This is a genomic window from Leptospira perolatii, assembly GCF_002811875.1.
Taxonomy (GTDB): Bacteria; Spirochaetota; Leptospiria; order Leptospirales; family Leptospiraceae; genus Leptospira_B; species Leptospira_B perolatii.
In genome coordinates this window covers 103,313-123,507 of record NZ_NPDZ01000009.1, presented here as the reverse complement: position 1 = coordinate 123,507, position 20,195 = coordinate 103,313, and the positions used below count along the sequence as shown (strand labels likewise).

Genomic DNA, 20,195 nt, shown 5'->3' with positions numbered 1-20,195 from the left:
TAATTCCTATAATATCCTCTACTTCATCATTCTTTCGATATTATATACTTTCTTTTGCTTATAAGGAGCATTCTGAGGTGATGCAGGAAGATCGTTCACTGATTTCCTGTCATCGTTCATACTTTCCAAGCTTGCCCACATTGTTTGCGGAATATCCATCGAATAAGTGAAATCAAATTTTTCTTTTTCGCTCGGCTTTAGATTTAAGGTCCAGACCAGAATTCCGTTTTCATCTTTCTTCAAACTCGCGTTGTTAGAGCCCAAAAACTTTGTAGAAATATTCGGATCCGCAGAAACCGGATACTGATCGTAAACAGTCACTTGTCTTGGCCGCTTTGTATAGTTTGATACTTCGATCTGCCATTGATTTTCGATTTGCACAGTTTTACTAAGCAATCCGCCTTCAGTAACTTCTCCTTTTAAAAGAGTTCGCTTCAGTTCCATCCTTGGATCCGGTCCCAAGTACATTTCGAACTCCTGCCCTACCGCAGCTCGGGTCCCGAGAGTGGAACTTCCGATAAAGCTACCGTCCATAAAAACTTTCACGTCATTCCAGACTAAGGGGAACTTGGAAGTATTCTTAATCTTCGCCCTTAAGAAAACAAAATTAGAAAGAAGCGGAATTGCAATATGATGAACTGTGCCTTTCAGTTTTGCACTATCGATTGCAACTCCATGATCGGAATTATCGCTTATGATAGTTTCTCGGTTTGATAAGCGAAAAACAAAATTTACTAAATCTTCCCCTTCAGTGCTTTCGCTACCTACTGCGTTTTCCTCATCCGACACGGTATCTGCTTTATTTGCATTTCCTTGTGCACTCAGTTTTCCGGGACGAACTCTCCAGGGCCTCAAAGGTGGTAGGAAAAGTCCTACGGAAGGTTTTGCACCCGAGATCGTAATTTCCACATTGTTCCAGTCTTCACCTGTATACTGCCTTATAGCAGCGCGAGATTCTAAACGAAACTCTCCTCCTTCGGAAGAACCGTGCAAATCGTAAATTCCTTTCCAGGATACGTTCGTCACCAAATACTCGATCGATACGGTTCCTCTGGTATTAGGCTTTCCAGAACAAATTACTTCAACTTCGTTGTCGGACCAACGTTTAGAGTTTGTTGATCTAAGAAAGGCAGAGTTCGCAACTTCATAATCTTTATTTAATTGTTCTATCCTTTCATCGGATTTTCGAATTTTGCTCTGGTATTCGCTGCGCCTTTGCTCCAAAAAATCTAGACTAGATCCCCAAATTTTTAGATCGATTGCATTTACACGAACCTGCTTGTCAGTTTCAGCAGTCGTTAACTTGCTCATGGAGTTGAGGACTTTTAACTGTTCCTGATAGTTCGCTTTTTTGTCGTTCTCGGATCGTATTTCTTTTTGAATCAAATCCATTTTCTTTTTGAATGGATCGTCCTCTGATTCTGCACTTTCGTCCGTTGGTTTAGATCGCACAGAAACAGAGGAAATATTTAGACCTTCGGCAGAGGTGCGAATCGAATCTGGAATAATAGAAGCAGGCAAGTTTACAAATCGAATCTTTGTAGATTCTGAATCGATTTTGACTTCTTGGTTTCTACGAACGAGTGCTCGATCAGAAAAGACAACCACTGAGCCGATCCTTCCAACAACTTTCGTCATATCCTTTTCTTCGAAACTCCAGGAGGAAGAAAAAGGTGCCAACTGAATTAATAGAAATGCTGTAAAAATGCGAATTCTAAACTTTCGGTTCATTTGATTTGTATTCATATCATTCCCCTACTTTATTACTATCTAAACAAAAGTCAAAATAGGTCACTCTAGCAGAGCCTGATTATCGTAAATCAATTGCAGACACAAGAATTTATTGGTCTCTTATTGCCCCAAAAGATCGAATTCGGGTCTGTCCTTACCGAGGGTTGCTTTGAGTCTTAAGGTCGTCTTTTTGTTGAAGTGAGAGTAAGCAATTCAGAAGCCTCAGGGCCGGAAGTTAGGTAGGGTAAGGCTCTTCATCAATCATCATCAAACTACATTCCCAAAAAAGGCAATATCCCTCTCTATCTGCTGACGGATGGAAAGGAATCACGAGAGAATATTGAATAGTCTTTTCAAAGATTTCGGCTTTAATACAAATCATGTACAGGCCCTCTCCCCGGCTTTCGTCAAGCAACGCCTCAGTATTAAAATCAAAATAGCATTTCGATTCTTTAGAATCTAAAATTTGCTGCTTAATTTTAGAAATTTTATTCAATACCTCTGTTTTATTACCGTCGAGAACCCCTAAAGAAAAAGGAGAATTTCGCTGCTGAATCTTTCTTTCCCTTTCTTTTACTTCCTTAATTGCAGATGAAAATTTTCTTCGTTCTACGAAGTACAACACTAATGCAAATATTTCAAGAATCGGAAAAATTTTTAAGTTTAGGAAATTGATAGCCCCGAGTAGGGCCGTCAACAACAGGTAGATAATCAATTTTGGTTTCTTAATTTTATTAAGCTCTTCAATCTTAAAAAAATCTAATTCATTACGACTACTGATTTTACTGAGCCGCCTATCCAATTTCTCGATGGCCGCTATTCTCGTTACTTCCGGCAAAAGCTTGGATAGGGCGTCATACGTTGCACGAGTGTCTAAAGCATCTACCATTTGCTTCGCGATTTTGAATACCGCTTGCCAGTTTCGCTTGTCCTGCTCGTAAATCGGAATATCACGTAGGTTATGGTGAAAGCGAATTCGTTGATCTTTAGCTTCCCCCTCTATAATTCCGTAACCAATTTCTTTCGGAATGGAAAATTCACTAAAGGCATCTTCTAACTCAAAAAGAATTACTCGATATAATTTTAGTACACCTATTTGCTCGTAAAATGAATAAACAAAGGCTTGAGTAATTCGAGAATATCTCTTATCCGAAGTGGAATCTTCTAATACTTCTATTTCAAAAGCCTGTTTTAACATTTGACTATCCCTAGCTTCTTCTTACACGAATTACGCAGCAATGCCAATAAAGCAAGGCAACTGTAAGCATAATTTCAAATCCAATGTATTTATTTCTATATATTTGGATAAGTCGATTCATTTTATTATTTTGAAATATGACCTCAATCCTCTCTCACAATCCTAAAGTAATTTCCTTCTTTGAGATTCTCGTACCTTTCCCATTGCAATCGTTTTCCTTTTGGTACATAAGGAGAATCTAATGTTTTCGGTTTTAGGCCGTGAAACAAGGAGTAAATACCGATCGCCAAAGAGACCGCGACGTCCCTTCTTCTTTCGGTTAAAATTCGAACATCTTTTTCTTGGTCTATATAACCGATTTCTAAATAGGCCGAGATCGCATTCATGAATGTAGGAACACTGTAAGTGGAGATGTACGGCTTTTGGATAGGACCAGGTTCTGCCAACTCCTTCCCTTCATAGGGCAAAGCTCGCAATCCATATTGTACAAATCGCATCAACTCAGAGGAGGCGTAATAATTGTCTCCTCCAAAGCCTTCCCTCCCATCTTCCCTTCTCCATAACTCGGCTTTGGATTTTTCCCTCTCCCAAAACGGACCGATCGCTGAATACTCAGAATGTTTTTTTGCATAAGGTCCTGGCTCATCTAGTTTTGCTTTTTCTACCCAGCCGAGCGGATCGCCATACTTCCACTGGATCATGTTTTGACGAAATCCTTCGAAGGAAGACAAGTCTGTCTTTTTCCCTGTTTTATCCGGCCAATACCCGTTGAAATAAATCCAAGCATCCGCAACCGCATTCTGCAATTTGGACCAATCCAAACGAAATCTCATCCAGTCATTCCAAGGTGATTCCAAAAACGATTTAGAAGACTGACCTTCCGAGATTCTTTTCAAAAGATAAAAAGTTCGATAGGAAGGAGAGATAACCGCGGCCATTCCACCAGGATGTCCTTTCCAAGATGGATTCAAATGGAGTGACAGTACCAGATACGGACGAAATGCATTGATCCTAGAAATTCTCCCGGGTACAATTTTCCCCGTACTTCTTTCGGGATAATCATACAGACGATATTTTGCATTCGGATCGGAGGAAGTATCTGTTTCGGAAGCGGTAACCTCTCGAGTCAGATCGGAATCGATTCGAATCCAAGGCAATGGGTCCTTCGTAAAATTGCCGGCTAATTTAGAAAACTCCGCAAAGCCTTCTTTGGTTTTTGTAAGATTTAGAATTGCCTGTACTTCTTTTGCCAAAGCGAGTACGATTTCACTCTCTCTCTTTCCTCTGCCCTTTGCGCCTGCCTTGTATGGCTCCAAATATTTTTGCGAAATCGGGTCATACTTATCACCGTGCTCTTCCTTTGGCTTTAGATCGATTCCTCCGTGCCCGGGATCGATGATGATATTGTAAGTCTTTTCGGGTGACTCTTGTGGTAAGTCCTGTCCAAAAATATTGGAGACCCCAAAGGCCAGAAGAATGGAGAATATGAAAGCTGTCTTTTTCACTGAAAAGAGAATTCCTATAGAATGAAAATTTTTGATCTTTGTTGTGTAGAAATAAACTAGATTGAAAGCCAGGGAAATAGAGTCAAGGGAATCAGTTAGCCGTCACACTGAATTTACTCTAGGCTCTTTTTTGAAGTGAATCTTTCTGAAAAATCTTTCCAGAAGTTAAAGAACTTTCCCAAAAACAAAGAGCCCCGAAGTTTCCGGAGCTCTTTTGATTTAGAAAGAAATTTCTAAAGGATAGAAATTCGTAAAAACACAAAGACAGTCGAAATATAGATTTTCCTAGTTTCCTTTCGCTGGTCCTTCTGAGTACACCATATTTCGATTATCACTCAGATCTATTTTATATTTTTCGCGGATATTCTTACCTTCTTCTTCCGACTTCAACCCGCTTAAGATAGAAATTCCATATTCTTTCGCTAACCTTAAATGAATAAGAGAATCCTTGAATCTATAATCTCTTCTCATTCTATCTGCTTGGATCATCTGGTAATAAGCGATCTGAAGCTTGTGGTGATTCGATGCAATATCCCTTCCCCGTACTGCTTTTGCATCCTGAGAACCCATCGACATCTGTTCCAGACCTACGATCGTATCCGCACATTCTCCTAAAAGTTGGTCTGCTCTTTGGTTGTACTGGTCCGAGAATCTTCCAAAAAGTTTATCCAAAGATTTTTCGGTCTCCTTCATCTTACGACCAGCTACAATGTATTGTCTGCGATAATAATAGCGGAGTGCATCGGTGTACATTTTCTTCACTGATTCTAGTTCTTCTGGAGAACCTTGAACCTGGCTTCCGAAATTTTTAACGATAATATTCAACGCATGAATTTGATCCAATAATCTACTCTTAGTGGAATCCAAAGTTCTTGCGTAATGAAATTCCTCCAAGTAATCACCTTGGTATTTCGGGTCATCCGCAGCATTTGCGAGCTGAACCGATTTACCTTCGTTAGCGCTCGATTTTTCCTGCGAATAGATCCCGAAACAAGCGGCCACCATGAGTCCCCCTACCGCTATCATTTTTAGGAAAGAATTTTTTTTCATGTTTTGCCCCTCACGGCAGGATAGCAGTATAGCATACACTTGAGAAGGGCAACAAGCTTTTTACTTAGAAAAATCTAAAGATAAGAGACCGTCTCCTACGGGAAAGAGAGTATAATTAAGATCCGTTTTCCTTAGTTCTGTCCAGAATTCTCGAATAGCCAGATCTGAAGGAGCTTTCCATTCCGGATCCATGGGTCTGCCATGCCATAGTACATTATCAAAGACGACTCTAAGCCGCCTGCCCTTTCCGAACTGTAACAGCATCCTTAGGATTTCGGGATAACGTATCTTATCACAGTCCACGAATAGGAACTCCTTCTTGTTCTCTATATCACGATTTAAGAATATTCTAAGAGACTCGAGGCATTCGCCTTCTTTGAATAGAATTTGATTCGAATAATTCTGAATCCGATCCAGATAGGATTGAGCTACTTCAATAAATTGTATCTCTCGGTCCACACTTTGAATCGATTCAGGAGAATTGCTCAGGCCGGAGAGAACCCAAATCAGAGAAACTCCGTAGCCTGTTCCTAATTCTAGAATCCGATCCGGGATCCAAGAAGAGGCCAAAAAAGCCAAAACTGCACCTGAGGCCGGACCGAGCACAGGAATTTCGTCCATCTTTGCTTTTGCTTCCAATTCGTATAACCAGGAGAAAGGACGCTTTACCAAATCAGAATCTATCCAGGCTTCGATTCCTTCTTTATAAATCGAAGTTCCTCTTTTGGAATGTTTGCTGCTCTTGGAATCTGCCATAAACTTTAGAATAAAGTAAGTTATCTCAAAATGCTAATTTTGATTCCAGTAAAAAGTCGGCCCAGAGATCAGATATACTCTGCAATTTGAAAGGAGATTAAGAGAGATACTCGAGTGCCCAGTCTCTAACATTCCCGGCACCTACGCTCACCAAACGATCTCCGGGTTTCAATTCGCTCCTCAATTCTGATACGGATTCTTTTTGAATCGAAGAAAGAATTTTGGGCTTTCGAATCATGGAGTCCGCGATCAGGCTGCTATTCACTCCTTCGATCGGATCTTCTCCAGCCGAATAAATCGGAAGAAGGAACACCAACTCGGCGTGATCCAAGACCTTTGCAAACTCCTTATACAGATTCTGTGTCCGAGTATATCTATGAGGTTGAAATAAGATGACCACCCTTCCATGATCTCCCGCGAGCTTCGACATGGAAGAAAGCACTGCCATTACTTCTGTAGGATGATGTCCGTAATCATCATACACTTCCACTCCATTCTTGGTGCCTAAGTATTCCAGCCTGCGTTTGACTCCGGTATATTCCGAAACATACGCTGCGGCTTTGTCGGAGCTCAATCCGGTTTGGGTCGCAGCAAGTACGGCGGCTAAAGAATTCTTCAAATAATGATCCCCTGGAAACTTAGAGCGAATTTGAAGGCTTTTTCCTGCATAATAAAAGAATAATGTACCGCCGAATATAAGAAAGGGAATAGCGGACAAATTCAGAGAAGATAATTGCTTTTCCTTAGAAATCTTGGAAGTTTCATTTAGTTCTTCCATCTTTTCCACCTGAAAAAAGCCTTCGATTTTGACTTTAGAAGATACCAGCGTGAGACATTCCTTGATCCCGATATCGTCCAGATTCAGAACAACTTTCTGCCTTGCTTCTGAGATGTACTCTGCAAAGGCCTCGAGTAACTTGTCTTTTGTTTTATAAAAATCTAAATGATCATCATCGATATTCGTGACGACGCGAACTTGTGCTTCGTGCTTTAAAAAAGTTCCGTCAGACTCGTCCGATTCGAATACGGACCAGGATCCTTTTCCAAAGTTTCCCCCTAAGCCCTTTAAATATGCGACTTCACCGCCTACCATAATGGAAGGATCCATTCCAGCTGAATGAAGAATATAACCTACCATAGCGGTTGTAGTAGTCTTTCCATGAGAACCTGCGACCGCGATGCTGTTCGTATCCGAAAAAATATCGTGTAGAACTTCGGAACGATGGTAAAATGCGATCCCCTTTTCACGAAAAAGTTTTGCAATCGGGTGAGTTTCTAAACGGATCGCAGAAGAATAAATCGCTGCATCGTAATCAAAGTTATCCGGAAGTTCGGTCGCCTTGGTGAAGATTCGAATTCCTTCATTTTCTAATATTCTAATCGTATCACTTTTTTTCCCATCGTATCCGGAAACAGAATATCCCATTCCGCAAAGGATATGCGCCAAGCTGGACATACCGGAACCGCCGATCCCGAGAAAAAATGGCTTGGAAAAAGGGGTCTTCGTTTTGGAAACGGGATCCTTCTGAGAATCTTCTATTCTCGACATTACCCTTTTCCGAAAAAATATTTACCGGTCTCTTGGGAAGCCTCTACGTGGGAGCATTCCAGAGATTTTACGGACATCTCGTTTAGGCTAGATGGATTCTCCGCGAATCCATCTAAAATTTGGAACAATCTACTTTCGTCTTCGTCCTTTTGCTCCAAAGTCACTGCGGCTCCGTTCAATTCCATATACTTTGCGTTCGCAGTTTGGTGGTCGTCTTTTGCAAACGGATAAGGAATGAGAATCATCGGAAGAGCATACGCAGCGCATTCGGAGACAACTCCAGAGCCGGATCTTGCGATCACAAGATTTGCCCATTCATAGTGTTCCGCCATATTCTCAGAATATGAAAACAAATCCGCCTCCTTTGTCTTTTTGGAAACTTCGTCATACAAAGCGGCACCGGTTAACATCCGAAACCTGAATCGAGCCTGAATCATCTCGTGCTTCAGCAGCGCGACTACCATATTGTTGATCTGTCTTGCGCCTTGAGATCCGCCCATTACTAAAACGTTAAATTGCTTTTTCTTTTTCGGATCCCATTTTTCTCCGAACTTTAGCGCCAATTTTGGTACAATTTTCTCACGGAGAGGATTTCCTAAAACTTCCCAATCGGTCGGAATATTGGTATTCTTGGGTGGAAAACTGAACGCTACCTTAGAAGCGAACTTGAAGAAGATACGATTTACCTTTCCTGGAACGCAATTTTGCTCGCAGAGAAAAAGTTTTTTGCGGAACAAAACCGCATAGAGTATTGCAGGAACGCTGGAGTATCCGCCCATTCCGACCACGGAGTCTACTTGCAATTTCTTGAATACGATCCAAGTATGAATGAGCTGATAAATATATCGAAACGGAAGTAAAAGTATATTTCCGGAAAAGGATGGAGTGTTGTGCCAGATCACTTCGCAAGGAGCTTGTGCTAAGTCGGGATTGTCCTTATTACGCTTGAGTGAATGAATATAAACTTTTTCAATTCCATATTCTTTTTTAAATGCGACTAAGTTTTCCGCTAACGCGACCCCCGGGGAAATATGTCCTCCCGTCCCCCCTGCAGCAATTACAATGGATCTCATACGCCCAGATTTTCTCTTCTGGTTATATTGACAAGAATTCCAAAAGAAGTGAGCACCACTAAAAGAGAAGAACCTCCATAGCTCACGAAGGGCAAACTGATCCCCGTAATCGGAAAAATTCCGGTCACTACATAAGAGTTGATAATGAATTGGGTCCCGATAATGAATAATAACCCGGCACCCAGATAGAATCCGAAGGGATCGCTGACTTTTCTCAAAAGCAGATAGGTGCGGAAAAGCAAAAACAATATGAAAGATAAGAATATTAAGAAACCGATATAACCGAAATCTTCCACAAAAGTGGCCAAGACAAAATCCGTATGACTGTACGTTAAGTAACGGTGAGCATATCCGCTTGCTAGTTTATTCCCGAACCAACCACCGTCTAAAAATGCCCGAAAAGAGGTCACCAGCTGATGGCCTTCGTCGTACCGGAATTTGTACGGGTCTAGCCAGACTTCCATCCTCTTTTTTCGGTACCCGACTCTGTCGATCAAAAGATAGATCAGAGGGAGAGAAACCAGTCCGATCAAAAGCAGATTCTTAAACGGGAATCCGAACAGGAACACGAAACCCAAAACTACAAATAGAATTTCAATCGTAGTACCGAATGCAGGTTCGGCCAGAATGAGCACGAGAAGCGTAACGAGTAAAGCTCCCGGCACAATCAGTTTTCTAGAATCCCGATTTTGTTTTTCCGTAAATTTATGAATCGTAGCAGAAAGATAAATGACTACAGCTAGCTTTGCCACCTCGGAAGGTTGCAATTGATAAGGTCCGATACTGATCCATCTGTGAAAATTTCTTCCGTAATAAGTGCTGACCGACTTTCCTATGCCTGGAATGAAGACCAAGATGAGCAGAAAAATTGAACCGAGTATTCCGAAAAGAGCAAACTTCTCCAATCTCTTGTAATCGAAATTTGCGAAGAACACAAAAGAGAAGAAACCTAAGAGTGCCCATAAAACCTGTTTTTTCAAAAAAAATTCGGAATCCTGAAAATCTCTCCAGGCGGTGATTGCGGAGCTGGAATACATCACGCAGATTCCAAGCATCATGAGTAAGAAAATCGTACCGACCAAGGGAAGGTCAAAGGGAGTCCCGGTAGACTCCCAGAACTCCTTCCATTTCTGGCCGAGTGCTTTCATTGGATTTTCAAACTGGAAAGAGAAATAATCGCGAGTATCACTGCGATGATCCAAAAACGAATCACTATTTTTGTTTCGGATAATCCACCAAGTTCGAAGTGGTGATGCAAGGGAGCCATTTTAAAAATTCGTTTCTGGGTCAGCTTAAAGGAGCCTACTTGCAAAATTACTGAGAGTGCCTCCGCGACAAAGATTCCTCCCAAGATAAGAAGTAGAATTTCCTTTTTTAACATTACGGAAATCATTCCGAGAGTAGCGCCCAGAAACAAGGAGCCAGTATCTCCCATAAATACCTGAGCCGGATGACTATTAAACCAAAGAAATCCGATCAAAGCTCCTGCTAAAGCGGAAAGGAAAACACTGTATTCGTGTGCTCCCGGTAAATAAGGAATGTTCAGATAATTTGCAGCGATCGGAGTACCTGAAACATAGGAAATGATCGCTAGTGTGATCACCGCGATTCCGGCGGTTCCGGCGGCGAGTCCGTCCAAACCGTCGGTCAAATTTACTCCATGACAAGAACCTAATATTACAAGAATGGAAAATGGAATCGCAAGAATTCCAAGTGCCAAAATCGGTCCTTTTACGAACGGGATAAATAAGTCGGTCAAATGAAATAAAATTCGACCGGATGTTCCTTTAGGAGCTTCTCCCGTATAATAAAAATAGACAAAGCAAAATCCTGCGGAGAGTAGTATCGAAATTAGGAACTTAGTTCTGGCTCTCATTCCACCTTTTACCTTTTTAACGGATTTACTATAGTCATCCGCAAAACCTAAGGCAGAAAAAAGAAGTGCTCCGACGAGTAATAACAGAATATTCTGATTTTTTAAATTTCCCCAAAGCAAAACGGAGATTGCGAGTGCACCGATTATCAATAGGCCTCCCATGGTAGGAGTACCCATTTTGGCGCTATGGGATTTGGGTCCGTCATCCCTTACACTTTCTCGGAATTTCAGCCCGTACAAAAAATCGATCACTCTTCGGCCGAGCCAAAACGTAATCAGCATGGAAGTAAGTCCGGCCATTAAAGCCCGGAATGTGACGTAGCTAAAAATGCGAAGAGAATCTAATTCTCTAAAGAAGTGTTCATAGATGAAATAGAACATATTCCCCTTGGTCTCGAATTTGAGGTTCTCTTTACCCTATCGACTTGTCGCTGAGAATCGCCAAGCTTTTTGTATCTCTTCCCCATCGTCAAAATGCCGTTTTTCCCGACCGATAATTTGGTAATTTTCATGGCCTTTTCCAGCCACCAACAGGCAGCCACCAGCCGGTAATATGGCGATTCCACTTTGGATTGCCACAGATCGATCTCTTTCTCTTAGAATCGGCTTATAGTCTTGGGAAAAACCTTTTTCGATCTCGTCTAGAATTCGATCCGGATCTTCGGTCCTAGGATTATCTGAGGTCAGAATCACCTTATCCGAAAGTTGTTCTGCAATTTTCGCCATTTTTGGTCTTTTCGTTCTATCACGATCTCCCCCGCATCCGAATAGAGTAATCAATTCGGTCGGTTTGGAATCTCGGACACTCAGAAGTATATTTTCCAGCGCGTCAGGAGTGTGCGCGTAATCCACGACTGCCATTCTGGATTTGTCGGGACTATAATAGATTTCGAATCTTCCTGGAATCTGAGGAATATTCCGAAGCGCTTTGATGGAAGTTTCTTTATCCCAGCCCAATTCAAGCGCAGTCAAGAATGCCAAAGCAGTATTTCGAACATTAAATCTACCTAATAGATTCGTGTGAATTTCTGCACTACTGGCGAATTTCGAATCGAGAGCAATTCGATACTTTGTTCCTTGCAAAGAAAATTCTATGCCCTCGATTTGAAGAGACTTAGGATCCCGTCCGATGGAAATCGTTCTAAGTTTTGGTAGAGAAGCAGAGATAAGAGATCGCATCTCTCCTCCTCCCGGAGATTCAGAATCGATCACTGCAAATGCATTCGAATTCCTTTCCATTGAAGAGAAGAGAATCGCCTTGCTCTCCAAATAATCCTGCATGGATAGATGGAAGTCCAAGTGATCTTGCGTAAGATTCGTAAAGATTCCAGCACTAAAATCTACTCCGCCGGTTCTACCCAATTTGAGTCCATGAGAGCTGGCTTCCATAAATACGTATTCGATATCGGAATCCGCCATCTGCTTTAGAATTTCCTGAAGTTGAGGGCCGTCCGGAGTTGTGTATCCGGTATCTAAAAATTTTCCACCAAACTTAACTCCGACGGTTCCGATCAGTCCGCAAGATTTTCCGCAAGCTTGGCCTAAGGAATAAAGAATATGAGTTAGAGAGGTTTTACCGTTTGTTCCAGTGACACCGATTACCTTGATTTTCTTGGAAGGGTCACCTAACAAAAAAGAGGCGATCTTTCCTGAATACGCCTCGGCATCTGCTGGGGTATAAAGAATAATCTTGCCTGGAATCTTAGGCTCAGATGACCATTTTCTCAGTAAAATTACTTTCGCCTTCGATTCGAAGGCGTATTTCAATCCGGCTTCTCCTAGGCTATCCGGAATACAAAAAATATCCGCATCTTGGACTTTTCGGGAGTCGGTGCGAATATAAGATATATTAACTTTTTCTAATTTTTCTTTCGGAAACTCGGAACCGAGCTCTAGTTCGGAAAATTGTTCAAGGAGAGTGGAAAGTTTCAAGTTCGGTCTCGTTTCTTTCTGGAGGAAGTGTAACAGTGATAATTCTATCGCCGACTGTAATCGGCAAGTAATGATATGTTTTTCGATATAATGCTTCGATTCTTCGCGCTGACGTATAGGTCGCCATTCCGATTTTCAAATCGTCGTTTTTCTTGAGCAATTGTTCCTTTTCCTGACTAGCCAAAGACAACTCTCGATTGAGTCGAGCGACTTGAACATTCTGCCATACGAACAAAAAGAAAATGGAACATGGAAAAGCCAATTTTAGAAAAACTGCAGCTAAGAAGCGTAAATCTTTCCAAATCCGCAAATTTACCAGTTGTCCTATCTTACTCAAAATTCTTCCTCAGACTCTTCTTCCTTATCATTATCGGATAGAGTTGGCTTTCCTAATACTCTCAATTTTGCGGATCTTGAAGCTTGATTTTCTTTCATTTCTTCTTCGCTCGGTAAAATCGGCTTTTTTGTGACCACCTTGGCCTGGTGTTCTTTCGCATAATCTCGAAATTTATTTTTTACGATCCTATCCTCTAGAGAATGAAATGAAATCACTTGCAGCCTGCCTCCGACCGCGAGCAGCTCCATCAAATGATCCAACCCGACTTCTAAATGTATTAGCTCCTGATTTACTTCAATTCTCAATGCTTGGAATACACGAGTGGCTGGGTGTCTTCCTGGAGGCCAAAATTTACGAGGAATAACCCTCGAAACTAATTGCGCTAGGTCCCCGGTGTAGGAGATCCTTCCGTGCCTTCTCTTTTCCAGAATTGCTTCTACGATTTTCTTGGTCCAACGCTCTTCCCCATATTCGTAGAATATCTTGCTCAGCGCCCGATCCGGATACGTGTTCACTACATCCTCTGCAGAAATTCCGCCTTCTCTAGAAAGCCTCATATCGAGAGGCTCGTTTTCTCGAAAACTAAATCCCCTTCCCGCATGCAACAAATGGAAAGTGGAAATGCCTAAGTCTAGCACGATTCCATCCGGACGATTGGTCACTCCGTGTTTGGTTAAAAATTCGGGACCTACTTCGGAAAAGTTTGCCTCTATCGGAATGATACGATCTCGGAAAGAATTCAGTCTTGTCATAGCTCGGTTTAGCATGACTAAATCTCGGTCCAGCAAGACCACTTTAGAGTTTGGGAATTGTTCTAAAAGATGAAGACTATGTCCGCCTTCTCCAGCAGTACCGTCTAGGAATAGGAGTTCCTGGTCTTTGGAGAAAACTTCCTGGAAGAAGGATAAGATCTCCCGGTACAAAACAGAATAGTGAACCGGTTCCAATACTCTTCCAGATTTTGTCTACCCTGCGCACCAGGCAACTTGGTTTTATTTGAGGTGGTGGATTTCAGAGGGCCCCACCCTCGTGGGTGGGGGGATGGTGGTGGGAACGCGCGCCCCGGCAAAAGCCCACGTATCACAAACGGGCTGCTTCTTCAAGCTGCTTTTTGCATGCCCGTCCTTGTAGGAGCTCCTACAATTTCAAACCGTAGGCAGAAATAGATGAAATCTTTCTTTTTCCGAAGGAGGGATCCGCTTCGCGAGTTCGCTTCTGATGTACGACAAAGGATACCGTTTGGAGAAATGTATCAATACGATCTTTTTGTTTTTGAATGCAGAAAGATTATGAATGATTTCGTTCAGATGAATATGGCCCCATTCTCTTGCCTTCTCAACATTTCTTTCCTCATCAATGTAAGTGCATTCCAGAAACAGAACATCTGATTCCGCTACGTCCTTATGCGTCAGAACATATTCGATCTTCGTATCTCCCGAGAAACTCACGACAGGTCTTGTCACCAGTTCGTCGATTGCTATCGACTCTTTTTTCTTGATCGCCAATTCTTCTGTCGAAAGTCCCTGAAATTCGGGTTTTAGCTTTTTGCGCTTTTCATAGATCGTATAACCTTGTGAAGGCACTCTATGAAAAGTTCGCATGGCTTTGAAAACGTGATGATTATCTAACTCTATCTCTTCTCCCTCTGCCACTCCTTTTAATTCGTAATGATAAGGGAAGTCCTCAATTTTTGAATAGAGTTGCAGAATTTCATCCAGTGGCTTTTCTAATTCTATAGGGACGTAAATTTTAGGAGGTTTCAGTTTTTTTAAAGAACGTTGAGATACGTAGTAAGGAACTCCTGCAGAATGATCTAAATGCGAATGTGTGAGCAATAATCGATCAATGTGAATTTTACTAGGATTCTGATGCCCGATATCGAACATCAAATTCAAGCTCGGCATTGTTATAGAGGTTCGAATTCCTCCCTCTGAAATTCCTTCGAACGCATATTGCTTATATTCGAATTTCGTGTACATTTTAAGGAACGCTATCCTCCGGCCCGATCTTCTTTACGGTAGGTAAATTCTTACGGCTCGAAGATTGCGGTCCGGCGATTAATGCGAACAAGCGATCCCTGCGGAAATAGACTTTCCCAATCCGCCTTAGATCGTTCAAACTCACCGAGAGAATTTTATCGCGGTAAGTCCGAAGGTAGTCTTTAGGCATATCATGTTCTCTGAATCTAAGCTCGTTTTTCAGTATCTCCATCGAATCAGTAAATAAGAATATAAACTTATTCAAAATCGCTTCCTTCGCATCCCTTAATTCTTCTTCGGATATATTAGAAAAGGTTTCGTCACTCAGAATCTCTCCCATCAAATCATAAACTTCCATTGTAGACGCAGCTTTTGTTTGCGTGGCGAAGTACAAAACCGAATGATCACTCTCAAACATCGGATAGCTCGAAGATGAATAGGCCAGGCCCTTGTCCGAGCGAATTTTAGACATGAAATAGGAATTAAAACCTCCACCACCAATAATATAATTCAGAAGCTGAATCGCAAAAAAATCGGGGTGATTGTGAGACGGGCCAATTCCCAAAAACAGAACCACATTTTGAGTATTGTCTTTATCTATAATTAAATTCTTATATTCTAAAGATTTTAAGGACTTTTCTAGAGCCTCCTGGGAAGAATCCTGAAACTCCGAAGCTGGCTTTCCGTCTATTTTTGGTAATATCTCACCAACAAACTCAGAAAGTTCCGACTCGTTCCATTCTCCGGTGATCAATACTGCTCTGCTTGATTTGCGGACATTATCCTTATAGAAAGAAGAAAGAGATTCAGGAGAAAGCGCATCCAACCTCCGAATTGAAAGAGAGTTGCCCCTTACTTTTCCTTTGTACGCTACTTCCCTCGCTTTTCTGTAGGCCAAGGAAGAAATGTTTTCATTTCTCCTCTTAATCTGTTCCGAAAGTTGTAACTTAGAAAATTCGAAAGCCTCTTGTCCTAATTCTGGCTCCTTTAAAAAGTCAGATATCAATTTTCTGGACTCTTTATCATACTTAGAGAGCCAAGAAAAAGTGACCACGATCGAATCAAAATCGGAATCTACGCTTAGTTTTGATCCGTAGGATTCCCAGACTTCCGCAAACTTCTCGCCCGGAAGAGACCTTGTGCCACCTTTTTTCCAGGACTCTGCAAAGATTTCCGGCAGTTCCGGTGGTATATTTGGATAATATTCCGATCCAGAATAGAAATGAATCTCTATCGTCCGTACAGGAAATTCCGAGTTCGGTAGAAATAGAACTCTCGTGTTCGGATCCGCAAAGCTTTCCTTCACTTCCGGAAAATGAAATTCCAGTTCAGGAAGCTTGATATCTTTTACGAAGTCTCCCGGAGCCGAAAGAATGCCGTAAGAAACAAATAATAGAATAAAAAGATAGGTCTTGTTAGTCGCTTTCTTCACTTGGAATTCCCTTCTGAGCTAATCAGATCCGTTACAGTCATGTTATTTGCGACGAAGTATTTTTTGGCCACCTGTTTGATATCCTCTGGAGTAACTCCATTCAACTGAGAATAGCCTTCAAACAGAGCTTTCCAATCCTTTGCAATTAATTCATAATATGTTAATACATCGGCAAGCTTGGAATTACTGTCCAGTCCGCGGATATAGTCCGCGATCAACTGGTTCTTAATACGAGCCAACTCTTCTTTAGTAACAGGTTCGTTTTTCAGAGCCTCTATCTCTTCGAGAACCACCTTCTCGATCACATCCGGATTTGCATTTCTAGTATTCGTAATATAGATGGAGAACAGATTCGTATACCGATCCCCCGGGTCCCCGTTCCAACACGAAACGTTCTGAGCCATTTTCTCCTTTAACACCAACCTCTTGTATAACCTGCTCGTTTCTCCTTGAGAAAGCACTGCATCGATTACGTCAAAAACTGCATTGTCCGGGTGTGGAAAGGAAGGCTTGAGCCAACCCATTGCCTTCATAGGCCCAGAAGCGTGGCGAACCGTGGTTCTTTTTAATCCAGAATTAAATCCTTCCTGCACTCTGATCGAAGGGGAAGTTTTTCCATCTGGAATATCTTCAAAATATTTGCGAACAATCGATTCAGTAGAGTTAAAGTCTAGATCTCCGACGATTGCTACAGTCATATTGCTCGGCCGATAGTTTTTGCGAAAGAAGGCCTCGGTCTCGTCTATATCGAGATAAGGCAGATTTGCTTCGTAACCGATCACCGGCATTCGATATGGATGTCCAGAATATGCGGCTCCTAGAAAACTTTCTCTTAGAATTCCGATCCCGCGATTCTCCACCCTCATCCTTCTTTCTTCCAATACAACGTCTCTCTCGGTATAATATTCTCGCAGAATCGGATTCTTAAGTCGGTCCGATTCTAACTTGGCCCAAATTTCGATCCTGTTCGCTGGCAATAAAATCTGATAGTTCGTCACATCGTTCGTAGTGTACGCGTTGAATCCAGTACCACCGTTCTTATCATAGATATAAGAATCCTCATTGGAAACGATAAACTTTCGATGGTATTCGATTAAGCTCTTGAGCCGCCCTTCCAATTTCGATTTTTCTTTGAGAAACGACTCAGGAATACTTTCGCCTTTAGAGATATATTCTCTTTCCTTTAAGCGATACTCGTCGAGACGCTTTCCCCAGACTCGAATTTGATCCAAATAAATTCTTTCGTTTTGGTAGTCATTGGTTCCGATATTCTTGGTCCCTTTAAACAACATGTGTTCTAACAAGTGGGCAGTTCCTGCAATCTCAGGAGTCTCGTCCACAGAGCCGACTAAAAACTTAGTATAAATCGCTACAGTAGGAGATCCTTCTCTCTTCATCATTAGTAGCCGGATTCCGTTCTTAAGAACGATTTTTCGGATTCTAGATTCTAAATTGATTCGAATTTTTTCGAAAGTTTCTTCTTCAGCGACTAAGCTTATGAACGGGTTTCCCAAGAAAAGGATCAATAGAAGGATCCGAAATACTCTTTTCTGCAAAGGAAGCGGCTGTTTGGACATATACCTGCAAGATTTCCTCGAAATGCGAGGGTGTCACCTGGAAAAAATCCGGCTGATTTTTGGAAAGCATGCTTTCAACATGGATGAATGTTCCGTATCGAACGGGTCTACCTAATGCTCGTTTTCTATCTGATCTCTTGCGTACCTGCTGATCCAGGATATCGAAGAAAAGCTTGGGAAAATACTTCCGACAGCGGCTTTATCTCTAGGGATTTTTTTCAAGTTGTGGTCAATGTTCCGATCCCAAAGGAAGAAAAACCAATTTTAGAATTAAGAAAGGAGTGCAAGACTCTTTCTCTACGAATGAAGGATCAGATTTCTATCCCACTATTGCTTGCGCAGATCCAAGAAGAAAGAAAATCCAAAATAGGAGTGGGAATCGGATCCAAGGTTCCACCTTACGAACCACCTCCGAAACCACCGCAGATTGCTAGAGCTGGAGTTGTTACTCAAATGGGAGGAATGACCCAACCCAGCCCCCAAACTCAAACTGCGACGGATCCAAAAGACTCGAATGCAAGTACTGATGCATCGGAAAAAAACAAAGATTCCAAAGTACAATTAAAGGTTAACCAAGCCAGTTCCGAATTTTTAGCATATAGGGCGACGTTTTCTTGGTTTTTAGATGGTCTATCATTGTATAGGGAAGATTATACTGACCCAAACCGTTGCCGATTCGTCTATCGGATTGTCCAGACAGATCTGTTCAAACGAATCACCGATACCGACTTAAGGGATCTAGAAGCTCCATAAACTTGGCCCGAAGGAACTGTTATGTTTTTAAGAACGTTATCCATCCTTGCGCTGATTTCAGCCTTTTTCTACTGCAGTAGCGGCGGAAATAGGGTAGAGGTCCAAGAGCAAAAATCCGTAGTACAAGAATCAGATCACACCGCAGAAGATCAATTTGTGAAAGCGACAGAAGGATTTTTGGATTCGTCGACCTACCAGGTGGTGGTTTCGTCCTTGGAAAGTAATGAAGGCGATGCACTTGAATTAGCCAGAAAAAGAGCTTTGAATTTGTTCATCGCAGAACGTGGAGATCTTTTCAAGCCGAATGATCGAAAACATTTAAAGGAAATTGTGGAGAATAAAGGCAAGATCGTAAAAACATCCAAGCCGATCCACGGAAAGACCTACTACTTGTTCCATGTAGTAGAAACGGATCTTAAGACTCAGATCAAGAGATAGGGAAAACTTCCCCTATCGAATATTCTCTGTTTGTTGGATTTTTCCAGGAATGCAAATATTCCGATCGTAATCGCAATAAAAAATCTTTGCGTCTATTGTGAGTTGCCCGGTGCCCTTCAAAGTAATCGGCATGGGAGAAACTGATTCGAAGTATTCCTTTTTCTTTATAGAAGCTTTTCCTTTGAGTTTCAGGTCTGCGGATTCTATCGATAAGCCTGCGCTCGGATTCAGTAAAATTTTATGCGGAGCGTCTTTTTGAACTCCAAAATTCTTGGCGTGTTCCAATTTCAAAAAGTAAGTATCTCCAATTCCTTTTTCTAATTTAAAATGGATCGGACTCTCCGAACTTACCTGAGTTGCGAAGGCAAAAAATAAGAAGATAGCAATTCGTTTTTTCATCGGTAATTAGACAGTGTTTGATTCTTTAAGTTCTTTCATTTTCAGGCTGACAATTTCTCAGTCAATCTGGGTTTACGGAATACCTATTTTAAGTGAAATGAATGGTTCAGCTTTTGCTTACTTGAAATTCTGAAATTGTACATCGAAGGGTAGATCTGCAGATTTCAATTGCTTCATGATCTCTTGGAGATCATCTTTTTTCTTTCCTTGAATCCGAACACTAGTCCCCATAATCGTAGCAATGACTTTTAACTTTGAGTCCTTTACGATTCGAGTGATCTCCTTTGTTTGTTCCTTTTCGAGTCCGTTTCGAATTTTCACCTTCATGCGGACCGTCCCACCAGAAGCAGGTTCCACCTTGGACTTAAAATCGAAGGATTTCAATCCAATCCCTCTTTTCGCCATCTTGTTGATCAATACGTCAATGACGCTTTCTAATTTTGCCTCATTGTCCGAAGTCAAAATCAGATTCTCCGTTTCCAATTGAATCTCGGATTTGGAGCCCTTAAAATCAAATCGATTCTTGATTTCGGCAATAGCCTGGCTGACTGCGTTTTGCAGTTCAGGTTTATCAACCTCAGAAACTACGTCAAATGATGGATCACTCATC

General features: G+C 41.7%; 19 protein-coding genes. 2 read left to right on the top strand and 17 right to left on the bottom strand.

Annotation, left to right across the window (positions count from 1 at the left end; genetic code table 11):
• Positions 1-18: 18 nt before the first annotated feature.
• The 15 genes from CH373_RS14085 to CH373_RS14015 form a co-directional block, all read right to left on the bottom strand.
• Complete coding sequence (locus CH373_RS14085) at positions 19-1,746, bottom strand: mucoidy inhibitor MuiA family protein (RefSeq protein WP_100714216.1); 1,728 nt, start codon at positions 1,744-1,746, stop codon at positions 19-21.
• 220 nt (positions 1,747-1,966) lie between these two features.
• Positions 1,967-2,929: a hypothetical protein gene (locus tag CH373_RS14080; protein WP_100714215.1), complete on the bottom strand. Its 963-nt coding sequence runs from the start codon at positions 2,927-2,929 to the stop codon at positions 1,967-1,969.
• A 143-nt stretch (positions 2,930-3,072) separates the two neighbouring features.
• A complete protein-coding gene (locus CH373_RS14075) occupies positions 3,073-4,470 on the bottom strand; it encodes an N-acetylmuramoyl-L-alanine amidase CwlD (protein WP_100714214.1) in 1,398 nt (465 codons plus the stop codon).
• Positions 4,471-4,719: 249 nt separating this feature from the next.
• Complete coding sequence (locus CH373_RS14070) at positions 4,720-5,460, bottom strand: hypothetical protein (protein WP_423789789.1); 741 nt, start codon at positions 5,458-5,460, stop codon at positions 4,720-4,722.
• Between the two features lie 84 nt (positions 5,461-5,544).
• Complete coding sequence (locus CH373_RS14065; RefSeq protein ID WP_100714212.1) at positions 5,545-6,240, bottom strand: O-methyltransferase; 696 nt, start codon at positions 6,238-6,240, stop codon at positions 5,545-5,547.
• A gap of 97 nt (positions 6,241-6,337) precedes the next feature.
• Entirely contained in the window at positions 6,338-7,789 is a 1,452-nt protein-coding gene (gene murC / locus CH373_RS14060) for a UDP-N-acetylmuramate--L-alanine ligase (protein WP_100714211.1), read from the bottom strand.
• Positions 7,789-8,862 (bottom strand): UDP-N-acetylglucosamine--N-acetylmuramyl-(pentapeptide) pyrophosphoryl-undecaprenol N-acetylglucosamine transferase, encoded by a 1,074-nt coding sequence (locus tag CH373_RS14055; RefSeq protein WP_100714210.1) that lies wholly within the window; start codon positions 8,860-8,862, stop codon positions 7,789-7,791. The genes murC and CH373_RS14055 overlap by 1 nt, the downstream gene beginning before the upstream one ends.
• Positions 8,859-10,010 (bottom strand): peptidoglycan glycosyltransferase FtsW, encoded by a 1,152-nt coding sequence (locus tag CH373_RS14050; protein ID WP_100714209.1) that lies wholly within the window; start codon positions 10,008-10,010, stop codon positions 8,859-8,861. Before CH373_RS14050 ends, CH373_RS14055 begins: the two co-directional genes overlap by 4 nt.
• Positions 10,007-11,119 carry a phospho-N-acetylmuramoyl-pentapeptide-transferase gene (gene mraY, locus CH373_RS14045; protein ID WP_100714208.1) on the bottom strand — a complete coding sequence of 371 codons (1,113 nt, stop codon included), beginning with the start codon at positions 11,117-11,119 and terminating at the stop codon, positions 10,007-10,009. The genes CH373_RS14050 and mraY overlap by 4 nt, the downstream gene beginning before the upstream one ends.
• Positions 11,120-11,155: 36 nt before the next feature.
• Positions 11,156-12,670 (bottom strand): UDP-N-acetylmuramoyl-L-alanyl-D-glutamate--2,6-diaminopimelate ligase, encoded by a 1,515-nt coding sequence (locus CH373_RS14040; RefSeq protein WP_100714207.1) that lies wholly within the window; start codon positions 12,668-12,670, stop codon positions 11,156-11,158.
• On the bottom strand, positions 12,648-13,007 hold the full coding sequence (locus CH373_RS14035) for a hypothetical protein (RefSeq protein WP_100714206.1): 360 nt from the start codon (positions 13,005-13,007) through the stop codon (positions 12,648-12,650). The genes CH373_RS14040 and CH373_RS14035 overlap by 23 nt, the downstream gene beginning before the upstream one ends.
• Positions 13,004-13,954: a 16S rRNA (cytosine(1402)-N(4))-methyltransferase RsmH gene (gene rsmH, locus CH373_RS14030; protein ID WP_100714205.1), complete on the bottom strand. Its 951-nt coding sequence runs from the start codon at positions 13,952-13,954 to the stop codon at positions 13,004-13,006. The genes CH373_RS14035 and rsmH overlap by 4 nt, the downstream gene beginning before the upstream one ends.
• 198 nt (positions 13,955-14,152) lie before the next feature.
• A complete protein-coding gene (locus tag CH373_RS14025) occupies positions 14,153-14,986 on the bottom strand; it encodes an MBL fold metallo-hydrolase (RefSeq protein WP_100714204.1) in 834 nt (277 codons plus the stop codon).
• Between the two features lies 1 nt (position 14,987).
• Positions 14,988-16,418: a M16 family metallopeptidase gene (locus CH373_RS14020; protein ID WP_100714203.1), complete on the bottom strand. Its 1,431-nt coding sequence runs from the start codon at positions 16,416-16,418 to the stop codon at positions 14,988-14,990.
• Complete coding sequence (locus CH373_RS14015; RefSeq protein WP_100714202.1) at positions 16,415-17,995, bottom strand: M16 family metallopeptidase; 1,581 nt, start codon at positions 17,993-17,995, stop codon at positions 16,415-16,417. The genes CH373_RS14020 and CH373_RS14015 overlap by 4 nt, the downstream gene beginning before the upstream one ends.
• A gap of 87 nt (positions 17,996-18,082) precedes the next feature.
• Between CH373_RS14015 and CH373_RS14010 the strand changes: the two genes are divergently transcribed.
• Both CH373_RS14010 and CH373_RS14005 read left to right on the top strand, forming a co-directional pair.
• Positions 18,083-18,748: a hypothetical protein gene (locus CH373_RS14010; protein ID WP_100714201.1), complete on the top strand. Its 666-nt coding sequence runs from the start codon at positions 18,083-18,085 to the stop codon at positions 18,746-18,748.
• A gap of 21 nt (positions 18,749-18,769) precedes the next feature.
• A complete protein-coding gene (locus CH373_RS14005) occupies positions 18,770-19,186 on the top strand; it encodes a lipoprotein (RefSeq protein ID WP_100714200.1) in 417 nt (138 codons plus the stop codon).
• 12 nt (positions 19,187-19,198) lie between these two features.
• On the opposite strand, the gene mpl17 is transcribed toward CH373_RS14005, so the two are convergent.
• Both mpl17 and CH373_RS13995 read right to left on the bottom strand, forming a co-directional pair.
• The gene (gene mpl17, locus CH373_RS14000) at positions 19,199-19,585 is read right to left on the bottom strand and encodes a cell surface protein MPL17 (protein WP_100714199.1); all 387 of its coding nucleotides are present in this window, start codon (positions 19,583-19,585) and stop codon (positions 19,199-19,201) included.
• Between the two features lie 117 nt (positions 19,586-19,702).
• Complete coding sequence (locus tag CH373_RS13995; RefSeq protein WP_100714198.1) at positions 19,703-20,194, bottom strand: YajQ family cyclic di-GMP-binding protein; 492 nt, start codon at positions 20,192-20,194, stop codon at positions 19,703-19,705.
• Between the last annotated feature and the right edge of the window lies 1 nt (position 20,195).